17 protein-coding genes and 1 other annotated feature are annotated in these 24,422 nt (G+C 48.3%); of the genes, 12 read left to right on the top strand and 5 right to left on the bottom strand.

Annotated elements, in window-relative coordinates; genetic code table 11:
- Positions 1–21: 21 nt before the first annotated feature.
- Complete coding sequence (locus NST70_RS02845) at positions 22–2,388, bottom strand: TIM-barrel domain-containing protein (RefSeq protein ID WP_168985894.1); 2,367 nt, start codon at positions 2,386–2,388, stop codon at positions 22–24.
- Between the two features lie 241 nt (positions 2,389–2,629).
- On the opposite strand from NST70_RS02845, the gene NST70_RS02840 reads away from it, so the two are divergent.
- From NST70_RS02840 to NST70_RS02800, 9 genes are all read left to right on the top strand, one after another.
- A complete protein-coding gene (locus tag NST70_RS02840) occupies positions 2,630–4,408 on the top strand; it encodes a sigma-54-dependent Fis family transcriptional regulator (protein ID WP_168985893.1) in 1,779 nt (592 codons plus the stop codon).
- A gap of 141 nt (positions 4,409–4,549) precedes the next feature.
- Positions 4,550–5,746: an iron-containing alcohol dehydrogenase gene (locus tag NST70_RS02835; RefSeq protein WP_328229146.1), complete on the top strand. Its 1,197-nt coding sequence runs from the start codon at positions 4,550–4,552 to the stop codon at positions 5,744–5,746.
- Positions 5,747–6,138: 392 nt separating this feature from the next.
- Positions 6,139–7,596, top strand: a complete 1,458-nt coding sequence (locus tag NST70_RS02830) for a CoA-acylating methylmalonate-semialdehyde dehydrogenase (RefSeq protein ID WP_081106234.1) — start codon at positions 6,139–6,141, stop codon at positions 7,594–7,596.
- Positions 7,597–7,845: 249 nt separating this feature from the next.
- Complete coding sequence (locus NST70_RS02825; RefSeq protein ID WP_061577403.1) at positions 7,846–9,273, top strand: GntP family permease; 1,428 nt, start codon at positions 7,846–7,848, stop codon at positions 9,271–9,273.
- A gap of 25 nt (positions 9,274–9,298) precedes the next feature.
- A complete protein-coding gene (locus NST70_RS02820; RefSeq protein ID WP_014096102.1) occupies positions 9,299–10,069 on the top strand; it encodes a 3-hydroxybutyrate dehydrogenase in 771 nt (256 codons plus the stop codon).
- A 226-nt stretch (positions 10,070–10,295) separates the two neighbouring features.
- Positions 10,296–10,559, top strand: a binding site (T-box leader).
- A 48-nt stretch (positions 10,560–10,607) separates the two neighbouring features.
- Positions 10,608–11,462, top strand: coding sequence for an S-adenosyl-l-methionine hydroxide adenosyltransferase family protein (locus NST70_RS02815; RefSeq protein WP_014096103.1), 855 nt, complete (start codon positions 10,608–10,610; stop codon positions 11,460–11,462).
- Between the two features lie 12 nt (positions 11,463–11,474).
- Positions 11,475–12,029 carry an ECF-type riboflavin transporter substrate-binding protein gene (locus NST70_RS02810; RefSeq protein ID WP_014096104.1) on the top strand — a complete coding sequence of 185 codons (555 nt, stop codon included), beginning with the start codon at positions 11,475–11,477 and terminating at the stop codon, positions 12,027–12,029.
- 20 nt (positions 12,030–12,049) lie between these two features.
- Positions 12,050–13,798, top strand: coding sequence for an ABC transporter ATP-binding protein (locus tag NST70_RS02805; protein WP_017551919.1), 1,749 nt, complete (start codon positions 12,050–12,052; stop codon positions 13,796–13,798).
- Entirely contained in the window at positions 13,749–14,588 is an 840-nt protein-coding gene (locus tag NST70_RS02800) for an energy-coupling factor transporter transmembrane component T (RefSeq protein ID WP_017551918.1), read from the top strand. The genes NST70_RS02805 and NST70_RS02800 overlap by 50 nt, the downstream gene beginning before the upstream one ends.
- Before the next feature lie 134 nt (positions 14,589–14,722).
- On the opposite strand, the gene NST70_RS02795 is transcribed toward NST70_RS02800, so the two are convergent.
- The 4 genes from NST70_RS02795 to NST70_RS02780 all read right to left on the bottom strand — a co-directional run bounded on the left by NST70_RS02795 (position 14,723) and on the right by NST70_RS02780 (position 20,603).
- Positions 14,723–16,360: a methyl-accepting chemotaxis protein gene (locus NST70_RS02795; RefSeq protein ID WP_035190228.1), complete on the bottom strand. Its 1,638-nt coding sequence runs from the start codon at positions 16,358–16,360 to the stop codon at positions 14,723–14,725.
- 511 nt (positions 16,361–16,871) lie between these two features.
- A complete protein-coding gene (locus NST70_RS02790) occupies positions 16,872–17,663 on the bottom strand; it encodes a formate/nitrite transporter family protein (RefSeq protein ID WP_026104658.1) in 792 nt (263 codons plus the stop codon).
- Positions 17,664–18,344: 681 nt separating this feature from the next.
- Positions 18,345–18,884: an NYN domain-containing protein gene (locus NST70_RS02785; protein ID WP_014096110.1), complete on the bottom strand. Its 540-nt coding sequence runs from the start codon at positions 18,882–18,884 to the stop codon at positions 18,345–18,347.
- 591 nt (positions 18,885–19,475) lie between these two features.
- Positions 19,476–20,603 (bottom strand): IscS subfamily cysteine desulfurase, encoded by a 1,128-nt coding sequence (locus NST70_RS02780; protein WP_110133827.1) that lies wholly within the window; start codon positions 20,601–20,603, stop codon positions 19,476–19,478.
- An 83-nt stretch (positions 20,604–20,686) separates the two neighbouring features.
- Here NST70_RS02780 and nadB point away from each other — a divergent pair, with 83 nt between their 5' ends.
- The 3 genes from nadB to nadA are packed head-to-tail and all read left to right on the top strand — an operon-like array spanning position 20,687 to position 24,193.
- The gene (nadB, locus tag NST70_RS02775; RefSeq protein WP_110133826.1) at positions 20,687–22,279 is read left to right on the top strand and encodes an L-aspartate oxidase; all 1,593 of its coding nucleotides are present in this window, start codon (positions 20,687–20,689) and stop codon (positions 22,277–22,279) included.
- Entirely contained in the window at positions 22,248–23,099 is an 852-nt protein-coding gene (gene nadC, locus NST70_RS02770) for a carboxylating nicotinate-nucleotide diphosphorylase (protein WP_110133825.1), read from the top strand. The genes nadB and nadC overlap by 32 nt, the downstream gene beginning before the upstream one ends.
- Positions 23,096–24,193, top strand: coding sequence for a quinolinate synthase NadA (gene nadA, locus NST70_RS02765; protein ID WP_207369034.1), 1,098 nt, complete (start codon positions 23,096–23,098; stop codon positions 24,191–24,193). Before nadC ends, nadA begins: the two co-directional genes overlap by 4 nt.
- Positions 24,194–24,422: the final 229 nt, after the last annotated feature.

The following is a 24,422-nucleotide window of genomic DNA, read 5'->3' as shown; positions in this document are numbered from 1 at the left end:
TGTCCCCGGCAGGCAGCCGCTTTATTCCCTGTAGATCAGCTCAAACACCGCATCAAACAAATCCGGGTCGAGATTCATGGTGCGCAGTCGGGCCAGTATTTTCAAAGGCGCCTCTTCTTCCCGGGCCAAGGCATAAATCTCCTCTTTCAAACGATAAGCAATCTGTGCCGCGTTCAGCAGCCCGTAAAAATCCTGCAAGCGGCGTGCGCGAACATCGTGCGTGCCGGCCGAAAATGAAACCGCAGCCCCTTTTTCCGGATCGTATGCTGCAATCCGCACAATCGTTGTATCTGTTGCCTCCTCATAGGATGCCGAATACCCGGATATTTCGATGTTTCCGAATCCGCGAAACAGCACCCGGATCTCTCTTGGAACAGGCAAAACACGCAAGTCGCCCTCAACCGGATGCACAATAAATTTCTGCTCCTCCCAGTCGAGTTCAAATCTCGTCAAGGCATACGCCCCATCTTCATATGCCAGCGTTTCCCCGTCATCTTCATACAGTACAAAGGTATTTGTGCTCCCCGGAAAAACCAGTACATCCAGTTGCTTCGGATTTCCGGTTCCATTTTTATGTGGGCAGTGCCCCGCAAGTGGAATGATCGCGCCGGCTTTCGCAAAAACAGGCAAACGGCCAAGCCCTCTGTACACGTTTAACCTCGTGCCGCCTTCATAACGGTGGCCGGTAAAAAAGTCGTACCACGTGCCAAACGGCAGCCATACCTTTACACACGCGAGACCAAGCGCCGGATTTCTTTTTTCCATCACCGGTGCAACGACCAGTTCGCTGCCGAAAAAGTACTGGTGCCGGACATCATACGCTTCTTCATTAAGCGGATACAAATCATACATTGGCATGACAAGCGGCAGTAAGTCATGATGCGTCCGCCAGTTCATCGTGTAAAGATACGGAACCAGCCGGTGCCTTAACCGTAGAAATGCCTTGATTGCATCCGCCGCTTCTTTCCCGTATTTCCACGGCTCTTTCCCCATGAATTCACTCTGCGTACTGTGCAGGCGCAAGATCGGGCTGAAAGTGCCAAACTGCACCCAGCGCACAGCCAGTTCGTCATCACGCGCCCCGCCGAAGTGGCCGCCGATATCATGGCTCCACCATGAGTAGCCAATATTTGAAGCCGTTGCCGTAAAATACGGCTGAAACCGGTAAGAGTCCCAGGATACAACGGTATCGCCGGAAAAACCGATAGGATAGCGGTGGCTGCCGGCGCCGGCGTAACGCGATAATATGAGCGGGCGCTTTCCAGACTTCAACCTGTCCAGCGTGTGGAAATGATTCAAAAGCCACAAAGGATCAAGCCCTTCAATCGAACTGTTTGTCCCCTGCTGCCAGTCAATCCACCAAAAGTCAACGCCGTCTTTTTCCTGCGGATGGTGCAAGTACGCAAAATACGCATCACGGAAAAAGCGGTTGTTGATATCGAATAAAATCGGGTCTCCCGTCTCCGGGTCGATGCCCATTTTTACAGCCATTTCCGGATACATTTCCTCATAGGCACGCACCCCGTCGGCCGGATGCAGATTGAGCGTTACTTTTAAATGCCGCGCATGCAGCCAGTCCAAAAATGCTTTCGGATCCGGAAACAGCTCTTTATTCCACGTATAGCCTGTCCAGCCGCTCCCGTATTTTGCCGGAATATCCACAAGATGCCAGTCCATGTCCAGCACGGCGACAGAAAAAGGAATATCCTCGTTTTCAAACCGCTCCACAAGCGTTTTATATTCCTGCTCTTTATACGGCCAGTACCGGCTCCACCAGTTTCCGAACACAAACCGGGGCAAAAGCGGCGGCGCCCCTGCCAGTTTGTAAAAATCACGCAATGCCTCCAGATAACTGCGGCCGTACGCAAAAAAATAAAGATCCACGCCTTTGTTCTTGCGCGGTTCAATCGTCTCTTCATCAACAAGAATAAAAGATTCCGAATCATCCAGCACCGCGTAGCCTTTTTTAGAAAGAATGCCTTCTTCCAATTCGGTTTCCCCGTCCACCTGGTCCAGCGTTCTGGCTGTGCCTTTCAATGTTTCCACCGGTGTTCCGAAATACCAGCGGTTCTTGTGGTTTGTAAAATTGCTTTTCACATCAATAAAAAGTGCATTCGGCGAAAACGGGCCTTTCTTAAGGTAGTGCAGATGGAAAGCTTCGGTGATGATTTCAAGCGAAACATCGTTTTCCAGCTTCCGGAATGCCGGAACCGGAAACTCCCGGTTCAGCACGGTTTGTGTCGCCCTGTCTTCAAACATGCCGTTTTCCGCGTATTCCAAGCGAATCAGCTTCGGCGTCAGCACGGTAAACCGGTAATGCTCCCCTGTTATAACAGCCTGCGGATTGGCCTTAGGGCTTAATGGAAAACGTATTTTTTCTTCCTTCATCACGGACCACCCTTTTTTCATTTTACTATACGCTCATGCAACCTTTTCCCTTTTTCCTCCAAACAGCAACGCTTTTCCCATTATAAATTATGATGATCCGGCAAAAAAATTTTACAAATGGCACTTTTCAAAAGGAAATCGGCAAGAAAAGAAGAAGTTATTCGTTGCTTGCTTAAAAACGATTTAAACGGAATGGTGCCGGGTATGCCGGCAGCCTTCGTTTCAAAAAGGGGAATGAGAAATGGCAAAACCGCTTTACTATGAAAAAACGGAAAGCATGTTAAAAGCAGGTGTCTGGATGTCCCCTTGCCCTTATATCATCCGGCCGGGGACCGTGTTCCAGGAAGCAGCATGCATCATGCGCGAGCAAAATTTAAGCAGCCTTGTGGTCGCAGATGAAACCGACCAGCCAGTCGGGATGCTGACGCTGCATCATGTCCTCGCCGCATTGTTGGATCATATGGAAAACGAACCGGTCTTGCGCGCCCTGCCGAAGAGAAATTTTGCTGCAATCTCTGAACAAGACAGCCTGCTTGACGTGCTGTCCCTGCCTTTTTCTGCATTTCCAGTCGTGAACGAAAACCGGAAATGCACCGGCATCCTTACAAGGCATGATCTATTGGACGGCCTTGCGCACTATATCCGGCAAATGACACAAACAATAAACGCAGCAGAGATTTTAAACGCCGTATTGGAGAGCGCCTATGAAGGCATTGCCGTTGTTGATGAAAACGGTATTCTCATCGAATTCAACGAGGCATACAGCCGGTTTACAGGCATCAAACGGGAAGATGCGATCGGGCGGCATGTCACCGAAGTCATTGAAAATACCAATCTGCATGTCACTGTTAAAACGGCCATCCCTGAGCGCGGTGTCATCCAATATATTCAGGGGCAGGCAATGGTCGTCCACCGTATCCCGATTTGGAAAGGGGGCCGGGTAGTCGGCGCGATTGGCATGCTGATTTTTGAAGGCGTCTCGGAATTGTATCAAATTTTTGAGCGGCTGCAGCAGGATACTTTGTCCGCCCGGAAAGAAAAAACAGGTTCCAAAAAGATGCCGGATCAAGCCGGCTTCACACAAATTTTAGGAACGAGCGAAAGCATCTCCCGCGTAAAACGGCTGGCAAGAAGGGCGGCACGGACTTCGGCAACGGTCTTGATAACAGGGGAAAGCGGAACTGGAAAGGAGCTGTTTGCCAAAAGCATCCACCAATTGAGCCCGTATGCACGGGGGCCGTTTATTACCGTCAACTGCGGCGCGATTCCGGAGCCTTTGTTTGAATCCGAGCTGTTTGGTTACGAAGAAGGCGCGTTTACCGGCGCAAAAAAAGGCGGGAAGCCCGGGAAATTTGAATTGGCGGAAAATGGCACGCTGTTTTTGGACGAAATCGGGGAATTATCGCCCGCCATGCAGACGAAACTGCTGCGTGCCATTCAGGAAAAAGAAGCCGAGCGGGTTGGCGGCGTAAAAAAATATAAAACGAATGTGAGGATTGTCGCCGCTACCAATCGCAATCTTGAAGAAATGGTAGAAGCCGGCACGTTCCGGGCGGATTTATATTACCGGCTGAATATTATCCGGATCCATTTGCCCCCGCTCCGCGAACGAAAAGAAGATATACCGGATTTGGTTTCCCATTTTCTGAAGGCGTTTTGCCGGCGTTACGATTTGCCTGAAAAAAGGATCAGTTCAGAGGCAGTTGCAGCGATGATGGCTTACGGATGGAAAGGAAATGTAAGGGAACTGGCCAATACGGTGGAAAGGCTTGTGACACTCGCCGACGGGCCGGAAATCAGCCGTGGCGATCTGCCGGAAGCGATTCATGAGGTTCAACCGGCAAAAGACATCTACGCTGAATCTTTGATCAGCCGCGCCAGAGAAGCGGGCGAGGCGCAAGAAAAAGCACTCATTATCCGGGCGCTGAAAAATGCGGGCGGCAATAAGACGAAAGCGGCGGAACTGCTCGGTATCCACCGCACAACGCTTTACCAGAAAATCAAAAAATATAACTTGTAGCGCCTGTAGTGTAGCCAGTCCGCTACAATTGTCGTGTTTTTCCTACACTTTCCCGGCATGAAACAGGCCCGGTTCTGCGAGACGCTTTTGGCATGCTTTTTGCATTTAAAAAGGCAGCATCACAAAAGGAGTGAAAATAAAATGAGGCAAGCCGTATTCCGGACCCCGCAAACCATTCTCTACGGAAAACAAGCTTTTGAAAAAATCGGTGAAGAGGCGGCCCGAAGAGGAAAAAAAGCTTTAATTGTCACAGATAAAATCATGGCCGGGCTTGGCAATGCGGATGCGTGCCAGCACATTTTGCAGGAAGCCGGCGTGAAAAGCGCCGTGTATGCAGGTGTCCATTCAGAACCGGTTGACCACTATGTCTCTGAAGCGCTCGCCCTTTTTCAACAGGAAAGTTGCGACCTGCTGGTTTCTCTCGGGGGCGGCAGTTGCATTGACACAGCCAAGGCCGTTGCCGTTGTAGCAACGAACGGCGGTTATATCGGCGATTATATGGGGGCAAGGAAAATAGCAGAAAAGCCGCCTGTCGCGCATATTGCGGTTCCGACAACGGCCGGAACGGGATCAGAAGCGACAGACGCCACGATCATTACGAATACGGCCAATGATGTCAAAATGATGATCAAGCAGCCTGCCTTTATGCCGGCTGTCGCGATTGTGGACCCTGTTTTGTCAAAGTCTTCCCCGAAATCGGTGACAGCGGCGACCGGTGTAGATGCCTTAAGCCATGCGATTGAAGCGTATATTTCAAGAAGGGCGCATCCGTTAACCGATACGCTTGCCCTGTCCGCTATGCGGCTGATCATCCCGAACTTAAAAAGTGCCTACGAAGATGGGGAAAATATGGAAGCTCGCGATGCCATGGCGCTCGGTTCTTTGCAAGCGGGGATGGCATTTTCCAACGCTTCTGTCTGCCTTGTGCACGGAATGAGCCGGCCGATCGGCGCACTCTTCCACGTCCCGCACGGCGTATCGAATGCCATGCTGTTGCCTGCCGTGCTTGAATTCAGTAAATCCGTCTGTTTGGAAAGGCTCGCGGATATCGGGAAAATTTTTTCACCGGAAGCGAAAGACCTGTCCGGCAAAGAAGCGGCTGATCTTGCCGTCCGTGCCGTCAAGCAGCTGTGCCTTGATTTAAATATCCCGAATTTAAGAGGCTGGGGCATTCCACAGCAACCGTTTGAAAGCGCCATCAACAAAATGGCTTCTGATGCCCTTGCCAGCGGCAGCCCGCAAAACAATCCAAGGGTTCCTTCGCAAAAGGAAATAGAAGATTTATATCTTGTTTGCTATGATTACCAGTTTTCCGGGGAAGTGCAGGCCCGGGGATAGAGCAGCCGGCCTTTTCAGATTCCATATGCTGCATGTCGGTCCATGTTTTAGGCTGGCCGATTCTGGAAGTTTGCAGCGACTGATTTTTAATCTTCGGCTGGTACCGCGTTAAATGGCCGCCTATCCTGAAAAATTGCGGCCGCTGATTTGCGGACGGCGTGCTTATCCGGAAAATTTACAACGGGAAAAAGCGGCATGAGCGCTCACTCTGAAAATTTTTTCGGTATAAAATGGCCGGATCATTGCTACGCTGTACCCTGTTTTGTCAAAAATCAACCATCGTGCAAACTGGGGCAAAACTTAAATACAAATTCACAGCTGATTTGCCTTTGCAGCTGTGCCCCATCATTGAAAACATATTGTATTTCATTTCTAAAAAGGAGCTGTTGACGTTGAACACAACGACGAAAAATATTTTAAAAAACTATGTGGGCGGCAAATGGATTGAGCCGCAAACAACCCGTTACCAGGCTGTCCCGAATCCTGCGACAGACGACCTGCTTGCAGAAGTGCCGCTCTCCGTTGCGCTTGATGTCGATGAAGCGGTAGAAGCAGCAAAAGAGGCTTTCAAAACGTGGAGTACAACGCCCGTTCCGAAACGTGCGCGTATCTTGTTCAAATTCCAGCAGCTGCTTGTGGACCATTGGGATGAACTCGCCAAAATGATTACCGAGGAAAATGGAAAAAGCTATACGGAAGCTTACGGGGAAGTGCAGCGCGGCATTGAATGTGTGGAGTTTGCCGCAGGTGCCCCTTCACTCATGATGGGAAAACAGCTGCCGGATATTGCAACCAATATGGAATCCGGCATGTACCGCTACCCGGTCGGTGTTGTAGGCGGCATTACACCGTTCAATTTTCCGATGATGGTGCCGTGCTGGATGTTTCCACTGGCTATCGCGATGGGGAATACCTTTGTCCTGAAACCGTCGGAACGCACACCACTTCTTGCCAACCGGCTTGCAGAATTGTTCCGGGAAGCAGGTCTGCCGGATGGCGTGCTCAATATCGTCCATGGCGCACATGATGTTGTCAACCGTCTATTGGAACACGAAGACGTGCCCGCAATCTCCTTTGTCGGGTCAAAACCAGTGGCTGAATATGTGTATAAAACCGCGGCAGCCAACGGAAAACGGGTGCAGGCATTAGCAGGCGCCAAAAACCATACGATCGTGATGCCGGATGCCGATCTGGACACCGCGGTAAAAGAAGTAATCGGCGCTGCTTTCGGGTCAGCCGGCGAACGGTGCATGGCCTGCTCGGTTGTGGTCGCTGTCGGAAACACAGCCGAACCGCTTTTGCAAAAACTGAAGCAGAAAGCGGATGAAATCCAAATCGGCAACGGCCTCGATGAAGGTGTGTTCCTCGGACCGGTTATCAGACAGGACCATAAAGAACGTACGGAAAAATATATCGAAACCGGAATAGCAGAAGGCGCCGTTTTGGTGAGGGACGGCAGAAAAGATGCGGCTACGCACGGCGATGGCTATTTCCTCGGGCCGACCATCTTTGACAAAGTCACCCCGGATATGCGCATTTGGAAAGATGAAATTTTTGCGCCGGTCCTCTCCGTTGTGCGCGTGGGAAGCCTGAAAGAAGCCATTGAAGTGGCAAACCAGTCTGAGTTTGGTAACGGCGCCTGTCTGTTTACGAAAGACGGCAGCAATGTCCGCTACTTCAGGGAAAAGATCCAGGCCGGCATGCTTGGCGTTAATATTGGGGTGCCTGCGCCCATGGCCTTTTTCCCGTTTTCCGGCTGGAAAAATTCCTTCTTCGGCGACCTTCACGCAAATGGCACAGACGGCGTCGAATTCTACACCCGCCGGAAAATGCTGACAGCAAGGTGGTAAAAATCAAGGAGCTGCCCGGCGTGGCGGCTTCTGCTTTCTTTTTTGCAGTCCGGTTGTCCGAATGAGTTGAAAAACCCGGGCAGATCCTCGGACGCTTTTGCAACAATACTTTGGGGTAATGCTTGCAATCGAAAGCTGATTCAACTGTGGCAGCTGCATTTTATTATGATTATGGAAACAGGTTTGCTGGCAAATCGGATACGCTCATAAATGTAACCGTTTTCTCAAATTGAAAAATGGGGGATGAAGATGGACTTTTTCGTCATTTTATTATCGCTGGGCCTATTAATATTTGTTGCATACAGGGGGTACTCGGTGATCCTGTTTGCCCCTTTGTGCGCGCTGCTCGCCGTACTATTGACGGCGCCGGAATATGTGCTCCCGTTCTTTTCAAATGTGTTTATGGAAAAGATGGTCAGCTTTATTAAATCTTATTTTGCTGTCTTCCTTTTAGGTGCCATTTTCGGCAAAGTGGTGGAAATGAGCGGGATTGCAGAATCTATTGCCAAAACGATCGTCCAGCTCATCGGCGCAAAACGGGCGATGCTTGCCATCGTGCTGCTTGGAGCGATTCTGACCTACAGCGGTGTAAGCTTGTTTGTAGCCGTGTTTGCGATCTATCCGTTTGCCGCCCAAATGTTTCGGGAAGCGGATATTCCGAAACGGCTCATTCCCGGGACAATCGCTTTAGGAACCTTAACGTTTACGATGGATGCTTTGCCTGGCACGCCGCAAATCCAAAACGTGATCCCCACCACTTTCTTTAAAACGGACATTTATGCAGCACCGATTCTCGGTCTGCTCGGCGGTGCATTCGTGCTGATATGCGGCCTGTTATACTTGGAATACAGGCGGAAAAAAGCGGAAAAATCCGGCGAGGGCTATTACGGTTTTCCTTCAGAAACGGCCGCGGCGCTTGAAGCCGAACAGGAACCAGCACCGGATCTTTCCGCAAGCCAATCGCTGGCCAGGCAGATTTTTGCTTTCGTCCCGCTCGTTCTTGTCGGTGTCATGAACAAAGTTTTTACCACCTATATCCCGAAATGGTACCCGGACGGATTCGATTTTTCCAAAATCGGCCTTGACGCTTTTGGCACGGTGGACATCAACGCGGTGGCTGCCATTTGGGCGGTGGAAATGGCGCTTGTCATGGGCATTTTGGCAACGGTTGCTTTTGACTGGAAAAGGGTACCGAAAAATATAAAAGAAGGATTGAATGCAAGTATCGGCGGATCTCTGCTCGCAACGATGAATACCGGAGCTGAATACGGGTTTGGCGGCGTTATTGCCTCGCTTCCCGGTTTTACAACGATCAGCCACGGCATTTCCCATACGTTTACAAATCCGCTTGTAAACGGCGCAGTAACAACAACAACGCTTGCCGGGGTGACCGGCTCGGCATCGGGCGGCATGGGGATTGCACTGAGCGCGATGGCGGATCAGTACAACAAAGCCATTGCCGCTGCCCATATTCCGCCCGAAGTCATGCACCGTGTTGTTGCCATGGCATCCGGCGGTATGGATACCCTTCCGCATAACGGTGCGGTCATTACGCTGCTTGCCGTTACAGGTTTGACGCACAAGCAGTCTTATCGTGATATTTTTGCCGTCACCATCATTAAAACCGTTTCTGTTTTCTTTGCCATTGCACTCTACACCATATTTGGCATCATTTGATCCGAATTACAGGGAGGAAAAAGGGATGGAAAAATGCCTTGAAGGAAAAACCGCGCTTGTGACAGGAGCAGGAAGCGGCATCGGCCTTGCCATTGCGCGCGCTTTTAAAACAGAAGGCGCCAATGTCGTGATTTCCGATAAAAACGCCGAAGCAAGCCAGAAAGCAGCTGATGAATTGGGCGCTGTCTCTGCACCGTGTGATGTCACGATCGAAAAGGACTTGAAGCAAGTGATCGAAACAACGGCAGGCACATTCGGCCGTCTGGATATTCTCGTTAACAACGCCGGGCTCCAGTACGTCTCGCCGATTGAAGCCTTTCCGACAGAGAAATTTGAACTGCTGATTAAAGTCATGCTGACAGCCCCTTTTATGGCCATCAAATATGCTTTCCCCATCATGAAAAAACAGGGCGGCGGCACGATTTTAAACATGGCATCCGTTAACGGTCTGATCGGGTTTGCCGGCAAAGCCGCCTACAACAGCGCCAAACACGGGGTGATCGGGTTGACGAAAGTAGCCGCTTTGGAAGGGGCGGAGCATGGCATTCGTGTCAACGCCATTTGCCCGGGCTATGTCGACACGCCGCTTGTACGCAACCAGCTGAAAGACCTGGCAGAAACGCGGAAAGTGCCTTTTGAAAAAGTACTTGAGGAAGTGATTTATCCCCTTGTCCCGCAAAAACGGCTGCTTTCTGTCACAGAAATCGCTGATTATGCCGTTTTTTTGGTTAGCAATAAAGCAAAAGGTATCACCGGCCAGGCAGCCGTGCTTGACGGAGGGTATACGGCGCAATAACCGGCGGAGCGTCAGAAATCGTGCCGTTTTCATCTGCAACCAACCCGGAAACGGCACGGCCGCAATTAGACGCCAATACAGCAGTGAGCGCGGCACCAGCAAAAAGACGAAAATCAGCTGATGTATATTTTCAGGATAGAAGACGGGATTTGATGAAAAAGCAAAATTATAAAATTTTATCTTGAAATTTCAAATGATTAATCCTATAATGAATTCAAAGTTCATTCCAAAAACGAGGAAAAGGAAAAGTACGGTTCACGAATTTTCACAGAGAGCTTCGGTTGCTGAAAAGAAGCAAAAGGACGAACCGGAAAAATGGCCTTGGAGTTCCGTGCTGAAAGCTTAACCGTAAGTAGGTTCCGGCGGGAAGAGCGCCCGTTAAAGCGCCGCAGTATAAGGAGATTGCAGGCTCCCGTACTGGCTAAGGCTGTTTATGTGAGTAAACAGTGAACGAAGGTGGTACCGCGTGAATTCAAACCACGCCCTTATCGTATAGGGGCGTGGTTTTTTATTTTTCAAAATTCAAGGAGGAAATGATATGACAAAACCATTGGTACTTCAAACAGACTTCGGATTATGCGACGGCGCCGTAGCCGCGATGAACGGGGTAGCAGTCTCGGTTGACCCAGCGCTCCGAATCTTTAACTTGACCCATGAAATTCCACCCTACCATATTTGGGAAGCTTCTTACCGGCTGTACCAGACGATTTCCTACTGGCCGGCGGATACCGTGTTTGTGAGCGTGGTCGACCCCGGTGTCGGATCCGATCGGCGCAGCATTGCCGCCAAAACGGCAAACGGCCAGTACATCATCACACCGGATAACGGCACCCTGACCCACATTAAAGACACGATTGTGGCCGCCAGAGAAATTGACGAAACCACCAACCGGCTCCCGCATTCAGAAGAATCGTATACGTTTCACGGCCGTGATGTATATGCCTACACCGGCGCAAAGCTGGCTGCCGGGGTGATCCGTTTTGAAGAAATCGGGCCGGAAATTCCGGCTGACTCCATTATTGAACTGCCGAGAAAAGCACCGGAGCTTCAGGATGGCGTGATTACAGGCACGATCGATACGCTGGATGTCCGTTTCGGCAATTTATGGACCAATATTGATTCTTCCTTGTTCAGGCAATTGGACGTCAACTACGGCGATTCGTTCGAAGTCACGATTTTTAACGAATCCCGCCAGCATTATAAAAACATTATGACATTCGGCCATTCTTTTGCCGACAGCCATATTGGCGAACCGCTTTTGTACATCAATTCCCTGTACAAACTCGGCATCGCCATCAACCAGGGCTCTTTCGCAAAAGCCTACCATATCGATACCGGTATCAAATGGAACATTACCATCCGCAAAGCACCGAAAATTGTATATCAAAAATAGGGGGAACACGACATGCAATCAAACAGAAGATCGATCGTCACAATTGTTGCAATCGGGATTGGCGCTGCCGTTTTTATTATTTTGGGCAGGTTTGTTTCCATCCCGACCGGCATCCCGAATACGACCATTGAAACGTCTTATGCTTTTCTTGCCCTTATGTCGATTGTATACGGCCCAGTTGCAGGCGCCCTGATTGGCTTGATCGGGCATGCCTTAAAGGATGCCATTTCTTACGGGTCTATCTGGTGGAGCTGGGTGATCGTTTCTACCCTTGTCGGCTTCTTATTCGGCCTTGTTTCGAAAAAAATAGACATCGAATCCGGCATTCTAAACGGCAAAAAGATTTTTCTGTTTAATATCGTACAAGTCATTGCCCAAGCAATCGGATGGTTTCTTGTTGCCCCTTTGCTCGACATCCTTATCTATGCGGAACCTGCCAATAAAGTATTTTTACAAGGCATTGTCGCGGGTGTGTCCAACATGGTGACAGTCGGGATTATCGGAACATTGCTGATTGCTGCTTACGCGAAAACGAGAAGCAAAAGCGGTAGTCTCCGAAAAGAATGATAGAATACCGGGAGGAAAAGATGAAAAAGCCCGTCATTGAATTCCAGAATTATACGTTTCAATACAGAAGTCAGGCCACCCCTACCCTGCATGATATCAATTTAACGATTTATGAGGGGGAAAGCGTGCTGATCCTCGGGCAGTCCGGGTCGGGGAAGAGCACACTTGGCCACTGCATTAACGGTCTCATTCCTTTTTCATATAAAGGCAAAGTATCCGGAAGTCTAAAGATAAACGGAAAAGAAACAAAAGATATGGACATTTTCTCCATATCCAAATTAGTCGGGACAGTGCTACAGGATCCGGACGGACAGTTCATTGGCTTAACCGTCGGCGAGGACATCGCTTTTGCCCTGGAAAATGAGGGTCTCGCGCTCCGTGACATGCATGATGCCGTTGATAAAGCAGCTCGGACAGTCGGTATTGAAAACAAGCTTTCAGCACATGTACATGAATTATCAGGCGGCCAAAAGCAGAAAGTGTCTCTTGCTGGTGTAATGGTGGACCATACAGGAATTCTTTTGTTTGATGAACCGCTCGCAAATCTCGACCCGGCAACCGGAAAGCAAGCCATTCAGCTTATTTCGGACATCCGAAAAAAAGCAAACGTGACCGTCATAATCATTGAACACCGGCTTGAGGATGTACTGGCTGAAAAAATAGACCGAGTCATTGTGATGGATGAAGGCAACATGATCAGCGATTGTACGCCGGATGAATTGCTTTCTTCTTCCGTGCTGGAAACGTGCCATATCCGGGAGCCGCTTTATGTCAAAGCTGCAAAATATGCCGGCTGCCGCATTACACCTGAAATGCATCCGGCCCACCTGGATACATTTCAACTCAGCCGGTGCAAAGACGCCCTTTTAAACTGGTATAAACATGCCAAAAAGCCGGTTGCCCGCATCGAAACAGAGCCGGTGCTTGAAATCCATCATTTGTCTTTTTCGTATAAACCCGGGCAGCCTGTGCTCAAAAACCTTTCTTTCACCATCCAAAAAGGGGAAATGGTAAGCATTGTCGGGAAAAATGGTGCAGGAAAATCAACATTGTCACGTCTGATCTGCGGCTTTGAACAACCTTCTTCCGGAAAAATTTTTTACAAAGGGAAAGACGTCACAAACGACACCATTAAAGAACGGTCGCTTCGGATTGGCATGGTCATGCAAAACCCGAACCAGATGATCTCAAAACATATGATTTTCGATGAAATTGCGCTTGGTCTGGCCAACCGGGGAATTGCCCCGGAAGAGATCAAAAAACGCACAGAAAATGCCATGCGGCTTTGCGGTCTTTACCCTTTTCGGAATTGGCCTGTTTCCGCGCTCAGCTTCGGACAGAAAAAAAGGGTGACCATTGCTTCTATTCTCGTACTGGAACCGGATATTTTGATTCTCGATGAACCAACTGCCGGCCAGGATTATATGCATTACCATGAAATCATGGAGTTTTTGGTGGAACTGAACAAAAAAGGCATCACAATTCTCTTCATCACCCATGACATGCACCTCATGCTGGAGTATACGCCGCGCGCCATTGTACTTGCAGACGGAGAAAAAATTGCCGACGGTTCGGCTGCCGGAATTTTAACTCATCCTGATATAATCCGACGTGCCAATTTAAAAGAGACATCCCTCTATGCGCTTGCAAACCGGCTACATTTGAACCCGGAAAGTTTCACGGAACGCTTTATCACGTACGAAAGGGGGCTACAGACAAATGGCAACCGAAATGCTGTCTTATATCGAGCGGAAATCCCCCGTCCATGAATTGACTGGTGCGACAAAATTGATTCTCTTTTTGATGTGGTCTTTTGCTGCCATGCTTACCTATGATACACGTGTGCTTCTTTTCCTTTTTCTTTTAAGCCTTGTTATTTTTTACATTTCACGCATCAAGATCCGGGAAGTATTATTTATTTTGCTTTTTATCTTGGCTTTTCTGCTTTTGAATAACATTGCGATTTATATTTTTTCGCCAGGACAGGGTGTAAAAATTTACGGGACAAGCCATGTGCTGTTCTCGATTGCCGGCCGGTACAATATCACGTGGGAACAGCTTTTTTACCAGTTTAACATTACACTCAAATATTTCACGGTCATTCCAGCCGCACTTCTGTTTATTGTAACGACGCATCCAAGCGAGTTTGCTGCATCGCTCAATAAAATCGGGATCAGCTACCGGATTTCATTTGCGGTTGCCCTAGCGCTCCGCTATATTCCCGATATTCAGCGGGACTTTCACAATATCGCCCTTTCCCAGCAGGCAAGAGGCTTAGATATGTCACGCAAAGAAAAGCTGCCGAAACGGATAAAAAATGCGGCAACCATCCTGATTCCGCTCATCTTGTCGAGCCTTGATAAAATCGAAACCATCAGCAACGCGATGGAACTACGCGGCTTCGGAAAAAATAAAAAACGCACCTGGTACAGTGCACGCCCTTTTCAGTTAAAGGACTATGCAACAATGGCTGTCTTTTTGGCCATCTTGGTTGCTTCACTGCTTGTCACCTTTCACAACGGCAGCCGCTTTTATAACCCGTTTCTTAAGTTATCTTAATTAAGGCTTGGTTTAGGGTTCTTTTTAGGAGGAACACCCCTACCGCAATGAATGCATCCGTAAAAAATGAAAATCACTCCCCCTATTTTCAGAATGGGCGTCCACGTCGCGCTTGCGAAATGGGCGTCCCCTTTTTAAAAAATGTCTTTTCCATCCCGAAATCTTTTCACAATGCGGTTAAGATGCTTGGCTTCCGATGCCAGCTGTGTTGCATTCTGAGCGATCGAATTTACGCCTTCCACCTGAATTTCCATGCTGGCGTTCGTTTCAGCCACTGTTTTGGTGAAATCTTCCGTAATCGTTTTTATTTCTTTTATCATTTCCTGAAGCTTTTCCCCCTCCTCCGTGATGTTTTGAACAGACTTGCGATTATGGATGACCATGTCTTGTGTCCGGACGGCGCTCTTTGTTAATTGCATAATGGTCTCACCGGTTTGCGAAACAATCTCCATTCCCTTATCGATCGCCTTTACATTATGTTCAACCTGCGCAACAGCTGCTTCTAAATCTTCCCTTGTTTTTTTCATAGAGGACATGATATGTTCGGCAAATACATTTGTCCCTTCCGCCAGTTTTCTCACCTCATTGGCGACAATCGCAAAACCGTTTCCGACCTCGCCAGCCCGTGCCGCTTCAATCGAGGCATTAAGTGCCAGCATATTCGTTTGCTTGGAAATTTCCGTAATGGCCGACACCTTTTCCATGACCGTTTTCGCTTCTTCGGCTACCAAACGGATATTAGACGCTGTATTTGAAGCCTCATCCTGAATCGCCTTCATTTGGTTTTTCGCCAATTGTACAGCCTGTTCTCCCTTACTTGCATCCCTCAGTGCTTCATCCGCCCCGGCAACAGCATTCTCCGCTTCTTCCTGCATTTCCCATACCTTTTCCATCATCTTTTCCACCATCTCATTCGCATTTCCAACCGAGTTGCCCTGAATCTCAGCGCCGCCCCGAAAAGTTTGGACGGCTGCAGAGATTTGTTCAAAAGCTGCGGAAATGTGCTGCAATTCCATTTCTTGTTCCTTGCTTATCTGTTCCACTGTTTCGCTTCCATTTTTAAAGTCACGGATCATTGCCCGGATCCCTAAAATGATTTTATTTATTTCATAGCCGATTTGATGGAACTCATTGCGCAGCCCTACTGTCTTCACCATTGCGCTCAAGTCCCCCGATGAAATTTTTCTTGTAACCGCATACCAATGTCGCAGCTGATGAGTGATGATCAAATAGGCGACCAAACTAAGCACAAGACTGACGAAAAGGGTAATGCTGAACACACTGCCTGTTTCCACCAGGTCTTGATGAAAAAAATAGGCGGCCAATGATGCTGCTACACTCGACACCACCGCTATCCCCCCAAAAAGGAGACCGATAAACGGCTGATGAACAAGCCTGCCCATCCGCAAATTAAAGCGCTTTCCATTTGGGCCAGTCAAAAGCGGGCACGAGGCATCAATGAGCACTTCCCCCGTATCTCTTGGGTACATCTGTAATAGGCCAGTATTGGTACTGGCAGCAGCCAGCCCCACTTTGTCATTAAAAATGGTTCCTTCCCAGAGGCGGTTCGTATGGATATAACCCACACCGTTTTCATCCACAATCACAAAGTATTCATCCCGCGCAAGTTCCTGATCAAGCAGGGAACGAATGGAATCGGCCTGTTCTTCAATGGACTTTTGCGAATCCCAAACCTGCCTTACCTTTTCAGCCACCCTTTCAACTTTAGCCAGTGCTTTTTTTGCTGCAGTCGTATGTAGTAGTTTGCTCATCCTCTTCCCCCTGGTTCCACCGCGATAGATTTGTTTTTTAAAATGGGTATCCCCTTGCAAACCGGAATCCGTAAAGATATCCATAGGACAATGTACCCAGCATCAATCTGCAATTTATGAACAGGTTGTTTTTCCAAAAAACGATGTCCCATAAGTAACAGATCCAATGTCTGAGACTATATATCTATTATATCAATCCTTTGCGGAAATTTGTAGAATCATGCAAAATTTGTGTGAATAGGGAGCGGAAGCAAGTGGAGCTTTGCTCGGGAAGCACTGTGATACCCATTATTACGAAGGGCTTGGTAATGGCTCTTTCTCCGTTAGAACCAGGCGGGGTACAAAGTTTTTGCTGCTTTTTCTATCAGATATTTGCATTCTTGCTGACTCACTCCCATTCTGCGTAGCCTATTCAAATTTGCATCCTTTTCTGCAATGGCTGAAAAAGCGATTCTGTTTTTACCGAAAGCCAAAAAAGGGAGGCTTCCCATTTTGTGAGAAGCCCTCCGTTTCAAAGTGCAGTGTCTGTCTTTTGAACCCCTTCTTTTTTATATGCGATAAAGTAGAGCATGCTGACAAACACAACTGCGCCTGCCGCATTCCCGAGGAAAACGGCAATGATATTTTTCAAAAATAACATCCATGAAAGATGCCCCGCAAAAATAGCGGCCGGAATAATGAACATATTAGCAACAACGTGCTGGAACCCGATTAGCACAAAAGCCATGATCGGAAACCAGATGCCGAGGATTTTGCCTGCAAACGTTTTGGCGCCGTAGCAAAGCCAGACGGCCATGCTGACAAGCCAGTTACAACCGATCCCGGAGACAAATGCCTGCCAAAAAGGCGCGCTTGTCTTCATTTCTGCCGTGTGAACTGTTTTCGCCAAAAAATCCCCCTCTGTCAGGCCGATAAAATGCCCGAAAAAGTAGGCCACAAATAGCGCACCGATCAGGTTAAAAATGGTGATCCACAACCAGTTCCAGATAAGCTGCAGGATGTTAATCTTTTTGTCAAAACAGGCCATGCTGACGGCCATCATATTGCCGGTGACAAGCTCGCCGCCGCCAACCAAAATCAAGATCAGACCGGTCGGGAACACTGCGGCACCCATAAATGTGTCAAAACTGCCCCAGCTCGCTGGCATCGTGCCGGTCACCCGGATATAAGCCAAATAACCGATTGCAATAAAAGCCCCGCCCAAAAAACCAAGCACCACCATCGACAAAAACGAGCTGTTCGCTTTCGCTATTCCTTTTTCAATTGCTACATCCGCAATTTCTTTCGGACTTAAGTCCATCATACCCACCTCTCATTTCTTATATGATAGAGAATAAAAACATTCCTGCTGCTGCTCACCGTACCAGCATCAACGCAAATTCGCAAAATAGATCATTCGAAATCAGGCTATATTTAAGTGCCAGCGTGTTTCTTCCCGCTACACCCGTATTTTTCCCGGGATGTCCGGCGGGTATTGCTATCTTTTAGGATGTATAAGCAAAATTTTTTTATCCAGTTTTCTTTGCATGATATTTTTTGAAGCTTCCATGATGGAAAAATTTCTAATTTATAATATATCCAAACTTTCAATGAAGTCAAATGCACTTTGGCGCTTCTGTACATTTTGCAAAATACCTTTCCCCACTTCGGCGCATGCTTAAACAGACAAGCAGGAAACTTTTTGTTTCCTTTTAAAAAAATTCAGATATTATGTATATTAAAAGTTGTGCCCTTTAGGAAGGCTATTCCTCTTATGGCGGAAACCACGCGTATTTTAATCCATAAAGCGATTCCCACACGGATGGCATGGCAGACAGGTTTTTTCATTCTTTCAAATGGGAATAAAAATGTCGAAAGAAAATGGGTATGAACCCGTGTTGTCCGTTCATACTCATGATTAGAAGGCTGTACAGATTCGAACTATACAGCCAAGCGCATCATTGGCTGCCTTGAGGCTCGGACTCCGGGCAGCTTTACTTTTTCATTAACGCATGCACTGATTAAAGTCTTCTTTTTTTAAAGTAATATACTCATCACAAAGATCCTTCATATAACCCGCTTTTTGTTGATCTACGACACCGGCAACCACATTTTTCCCCAAACTTCTGGCCATTTTAATGGCTGCTTCGTAATCCGTATCAGCACTGAATAAAATTGCCTCATCATAACCGTTATTAAAAGCAAGTGACACCAAATCTACCGCTATATTTACATCTGTTCCTTTTTCTGTAAAAATTGGCTTGCCTAGCGCATTTATTCCCACAACACTTAAATAACCCAGTTTCGCGATACATTTTGGAACCTTTTTGTTTAAATGATCAATAAATAATTTCGTTGCTGCCGCTTTTTCTTTATCCAAACTTCCGACTGCTGTGTAATAATAAATGCGCTGAAGGATCCCATCTCTCCGGGCAGCCACGTATTCTGCCAACTTTAAATAGTCCAGCCTCTGCTGAGACCCGTACAAGGCAGTAAGAGCCGCTTCGAAATTATTGCCATCAATAAAGACCATCACTCTCTTCACATTTGGTTTCCCCCTTTGACATACTAAAGGCGCCAGCTTCGATGCTGACGCCTTTTCTGATTCTCTTGTACTTAGCTTCGATTGCTAAGCACCTCACAACACTGAAAGACACCGCCTCCGACTGACGGTCTTACCATATCCCTTTTTGGTTAAGTTTCCGAGCTTCTTGGCCTTTTCGAGGTAAATATATCACCACATTAGGAAGCTGTCAACAGCAAAATTCCCAACCCATTGTGTAAAAACCTTCTGCATCAGAATTTTAATTTGTTCTTCAAATTCCATAAGACTTTTTGTACCCTTTAATCATCCAGCAATTATTGATATCATATCCATGGGAATACCTCTCTCTAGATGTTCATTTAGCTGTGTACATTTAGATAATAGAGTGTCTTCCCATTTTTTCCACTCATTTGCCCCTTCGAGTAAAATTTTACACATACATTAAGTAATAGCGTGTCTTCCCCTTTTTTCACTCATCTGATCCTTCCTGTAAAATTTTACCCATACATGTTCTTCCATATACCCTCTTTCCACGTTACCAACTGCTTGAAACACAAGTCACTCAGTGTCTGTTCAGCGGGCAAATAGATTTCATCTCGCGGTTCCGACACTGTGCACAGCCGCAATCTTTTTCAATGTTTCTCCGAGTGAAACGATCTCCTTTTTTTTAGTATGGCGTCCAAAGGAAATTCTAAAAAACTGATCAGCCGCTTCCTTCGGGTATCCCATGGCTTCAACCGCTTTGCTCCCGCCTTCATGATGTTCCTGGCAGGCGCTCCCGGTTGAAATCGCGAATCCCGCTTTGTTACACTCCAATAAAACAAGCTGCCCCTGAACGCCTGTAATCATACAGCCGACGATGGAAGGAAGCTGCATCGCCCGTTCCCCTTCTATAAAAACAACCGCCCCGCCGGTTGCCTCTTTTAATGCAGTCCGGTATTCCCAGTCCCGCTCACTTTCTATCAAAATTTCCTCGACAGCGGCAGCAAATCCGGCAATGCCGGGCACATTCACCGTCCCGCCGCGGAACCCCTTTTCATGGGATAAATGCGGAAAAACAGGCGCCATGACACAAGAGGGGTGAATGTACACTGCTCCGACCCCTTTTGGCCCGTGAATTTTGTGTGAAGAGAGGGTGATGCTGTCGACGTAAGGGATCATGCGTGCTACATCTGCTTTGCCAAATGACTGCACACAATCGGAATGAAACAGGATCCCCCGCCTTCTTACCATCAGGGAAATTTCCTCAATGGGCTGGATGGTGCCGATTTCCTGGTTAATATGCTGAACCGAAACAAGCACCGTGTCCGGCCGGATCGCTGCTTCAAGCTTCTTTAAATCCACCGTCCCTTTTTCCGTAAACGGGAGCCTTGTCACTTCAAATCCCAGCCTTTCCAAAAATCCGAGCGCTGAATGGACGGACGCATGCTCCGCCATCGACGAAATGATATGTTTTCCCCTTCCGGAAGCTCCCATTGCAAGCGAAACAATCGCCAATAAATTCCCCTCCGTGCCACCTGAAGTAAAATACAGCCCTTCAGCCGGTACGCCGAGATAACCGCTGATCAAGCCCCGCGATTTTTCAAGCACCGCCCGCGCATCCGTCCCGATGTCATGCAGGCTTTCACTGTTTCCGTAAAAAGATTCGGCTGCTTCCATAAATGTCTCCCGTGCCCGTTCGCTCATTTTTGTCGTTGCCGCATAATCAAAATAAAACATGGCTGGCCTCCTAAAAAGTACTTGTATTCAGTTTAATTTTGTGCAAAGATAGGTGTCAAGACAGATGTAAAGTAGGGAGACGGATGAAAGAAAAAATATGTATCTTGGGAAGCGGGATTGCCGCCCTGCAATTGGCCGTGCACCTGGACAGCCGCTACGACGTGACGATCATTACAAAGTCGCAAACAAAGACGAGCAATTCCTACAAAGCACAAGGCGGGATCGCAGCCGTCCTCTCGCCGGAAGACCGTTTTGAATTCCATGTGAAAGACACAATCCGGGCGGGTTGCCGGCACCATAATGAAAAAGAAGTGGAAAAATTGGTGAAAGAGGGTGCGGCCGTAGTAGAAGAACTCGTAAAAAGCGGGCTTCCCGCAGACAGGCGGCCGGACGGCGGGCTTGATTTAGGGCTTGAAGGCGCACATACAGTGCACCGTATTCTCCACTGCGGCGGCGATGCAACCGGAAAATTTGTCATTCAGCATCTTCTCGGGCAACTTGGAAAAAGCGTCCGGATTATCGAACATGAGCTGGCGTTTGAACTCATGGTATCCGCAGAAACAGGACGCGTAACCGGTGTAAAAACAAAAACGGCCAACGGCAACATCCGCCACTATTTTTCCGATCATACCGTGATCGCAACCGGCGGGCTTGGGAGCTTGTATCCTTTCACCTCCAACCACCCGGAAATCATCGGCGACGGGATTGCAATGGCATACCGGGCCGGCGCGGAACTTGCAGATATGGAGTTCGTCCAGTTCCACCCGACATTATTGTATGCGGAAGGCCGCGCGAAAGGCCTTGTGTCCGAAGCCGTCCGCGGAGAAGGTGCAGTACTCGTGGACGAAAACGGATCGCCTGTCATGGCGGGTGTCCACCCGTTAAAAGACCTGGCACCCAGGCATGTGGTCGCCCACCAAATTCATCAAACGATTCATAGCGGAAAGAAAGTTTTTCTGGACATCCGTAAAATCAAACACTTTGAAAAAAGGTTCCCGACCATTTCCCGGATTTGCCGGGAAAGCGGCATTGATATCCATTCCGGCCTGTTGCCTGTTGTCCCGGGCAGCCATTTCTTTATGGGCGGCATCGTAGTGGATACATATGGCAGAACAACGGTAAACGGGCTGTATGCCATCGGGGAAGCCGCGGCAAGCGGCGTACACGGTGCAAATCGGCTCGCCAGCAATTCGCTTTTGGAAGGGCTCGTATTTGGCAAACGGCTCGCAGCGTTTTTAAATGCATTGGAACCTGAAGCATCGGGCGGCGAAACAGCAGAAATCGCCCGCCCTCCTTTAAATCCGGAAATTGCCCGCCGGCTAGACACCGCAGCATTGAAGGAAAAAATGATGGAAAATGCCGGTGTGATCCGTACGGAAACCGGGTTGCGGCATCTTTTGCGGTGGCTCGAAGCACGCGGGGCTGATACGTTTTCCGCTTTTTCACTCGACCATCTTACAAAGGAAGAAATAGAAAAAGTCTTTATGTTTACCAACAGCTTTTTCATCACACAATCGGCGCTTTTCCGGAAAGAATCGCGTGGTGCCCATATCCGCGCCGATTACCCGGATGAAAGCAGCGACTGGCAGGGTATCCATCTCATTCATGCAAAAAACAAAGGCTTGATCGCAAGGAGGGGACTTTATGAACAAGCTCAAACTTCAATCCATGCTTAAAGATTTTTTCATGGAAGACATTGGGGAAGGCGATATCAATACGGAATATATTTTTTCGCCGGATCAGCCGGGCAAATTAACGTTCATTGCAAAGCAAAACGGGATTTTCTGTGGGAAAGATGTGATAGAAGAAGGTTTCCGTATCCTGGACAGTACGGTGAGACCCCGCATTTTCCCCCGGGACGGTGCCTGGATTGAAAAAGGTACGGTCATTGCAGAAATCCACGGGCCCATTGTAAGCCTCCTTTCCGGAGAGCGGGTAATCCTGAATCTCGTCCAGCGCATGTCGGGCATTGCAACAACAACAAACGCTGCAGTCCGTGAGACGAAAGGCACCCATGCAAAGATTTGCGATACAAGAAAGACAACCCCTGGCCTCCGGATGCTTGAAAAATACGCCGTTAAAGCAGGCGGCGGATTCAACCACCGGCGCGGGCTGTACGACTGTGTCATGCTGAAAGACAACCATATCGCATTTGCCGGCAGCATCACAAAAGCCGTGGAAACAGTGAAAGCATCCATCGGGCATACCGTAAAAATTGAAGTCGAAATTGAAACAAAGGACCATCTGCTTGAGGCTGTCCGTGCCGGTGCCGACATCATCATGTTTGACAACCGCACACCGGAAGAAGTCTGCGAATGGCTGCCGCTCGTGCCGCCCCATATTGCGACGGAAGCATCAGGCGGCATCACAATGGAAAATATCCGGAGCTATGCTGAAACCGGCGTCGATTGGATCTCGCTCGGATTTTTGACCCATTCCTATCAAATACTTGATATCAGTGCAATCGTGGAAAATACGAAGGAGGTTGCTTTATGAGCCTGCTGGAAACGTTACAACTTACGACTTTGCCGGAAAAATATCAGTCTCTTTCGCAAGAAGAAATGGAAAACCGGGTTTGGGACATCAAAAAAGAAATGGGCGCGCAACTTTTCCTCCCATGTCACCACTACCAGCGTGAAGAAGTATACCAGTTTGCCGATGCAGCCGGTGATTCGCTGCAGCTCGCGCAAATTTCGGCAAAAAACCGCAATGCCAAATATATTGTGTTTTGCGGTGTACATTTTATGGCAGAAACGGCGGATATGTTAACATCAGCGGAACAAACTGTCATTCTCCCCGACATGCGCGCAGGCTGCTCGATGGCAGACATGGCCGACATCCACCAGACGGAACGGGCATGGGATATGTTGCAATCTTTGTTCGGGGATACGATGCTGCCCCTTACCTATGTCAACTCCACAGCAGCGATAAAAGCATTTGTCGGGCGCAACGGCGGGGCAACCGTTACCTCTTCAAATGCGAAAAAAATGGTCAAGTGGGCCTTCACCCAGAAAAAACGGGTTTTCTTTTTACCAGACCAGCATCTCGGCCGGAACACTGCATTTGATTTGGGCGTGGAACTCACAGATATGGCAGTCTGGGACCCGATCCGGAACGAACTTATCTACGAAGGCGCGCTGGAAAATGTGAAAGTCATTTTATGGAAAGGGCACTGCTCCGTGCACGAGCACTTTACCATTAAAAATATCGAATTCGTGCGCGCGAAATATCCGGATATGCAAATCATTGTCCATCCGGAATGTGCGCATGAAGTGGTTGCCCTGTCAGATTTCAGCGGCTCCACAAAATACATCATTGATACGATTGAAAACGCGCCGGCCGGGAGCGCCTGGGCAATTGGCACTGAAATGAACCTGGTGCAGCGCCTGATCAAAAATCATCCGGATAAAAAGATTATTTCGTTAAATCCGGTCATGTGCCCGTGCCTGACCATGAACCGGATCGACCTGCCCCATCTTTTATGGTCACTGGAAAATATCATCGAGGGCAAAGAAACAAACGTGATCAAAGTAGAGGAAAATACAGCGCGGGATGCGGTTTTGGCGTTAGAGCGGATGTTAAAACTTTAATGATTCCCGGTTTCAAATTGGCACGTGCTTGGACTCAGGGGCCCCGGTTACTGCGGGAACCCCTTTTTGTCTTTTTGGCAGATTCCTGAGTCTGTTTGCTTTAAAACCACACTTTTCTTTTGCAACTCCCATATATCGAACCATTGATATATTAATAGCTGAATGATGAAAAAATATTGAAATATAATTTATTTAGGCGTAAGCTGGACATACATCAAATTTTTATATC

Origin of the sequence: Weizmannia sp. FSL K6-0777 (genome assembly GCF_038593185.1) — a bacterium.
Classification (GTDB): Bacteria; Bacillota; Bacilli; order Bacillales; family Bacillaceae_C; genus Weizmannia; species Weizmannia faecalis.
Note: the sequence above shows the minus strand (reverse complement) of the source record. Positions and strands in the feature narration are given on the sequence as shown.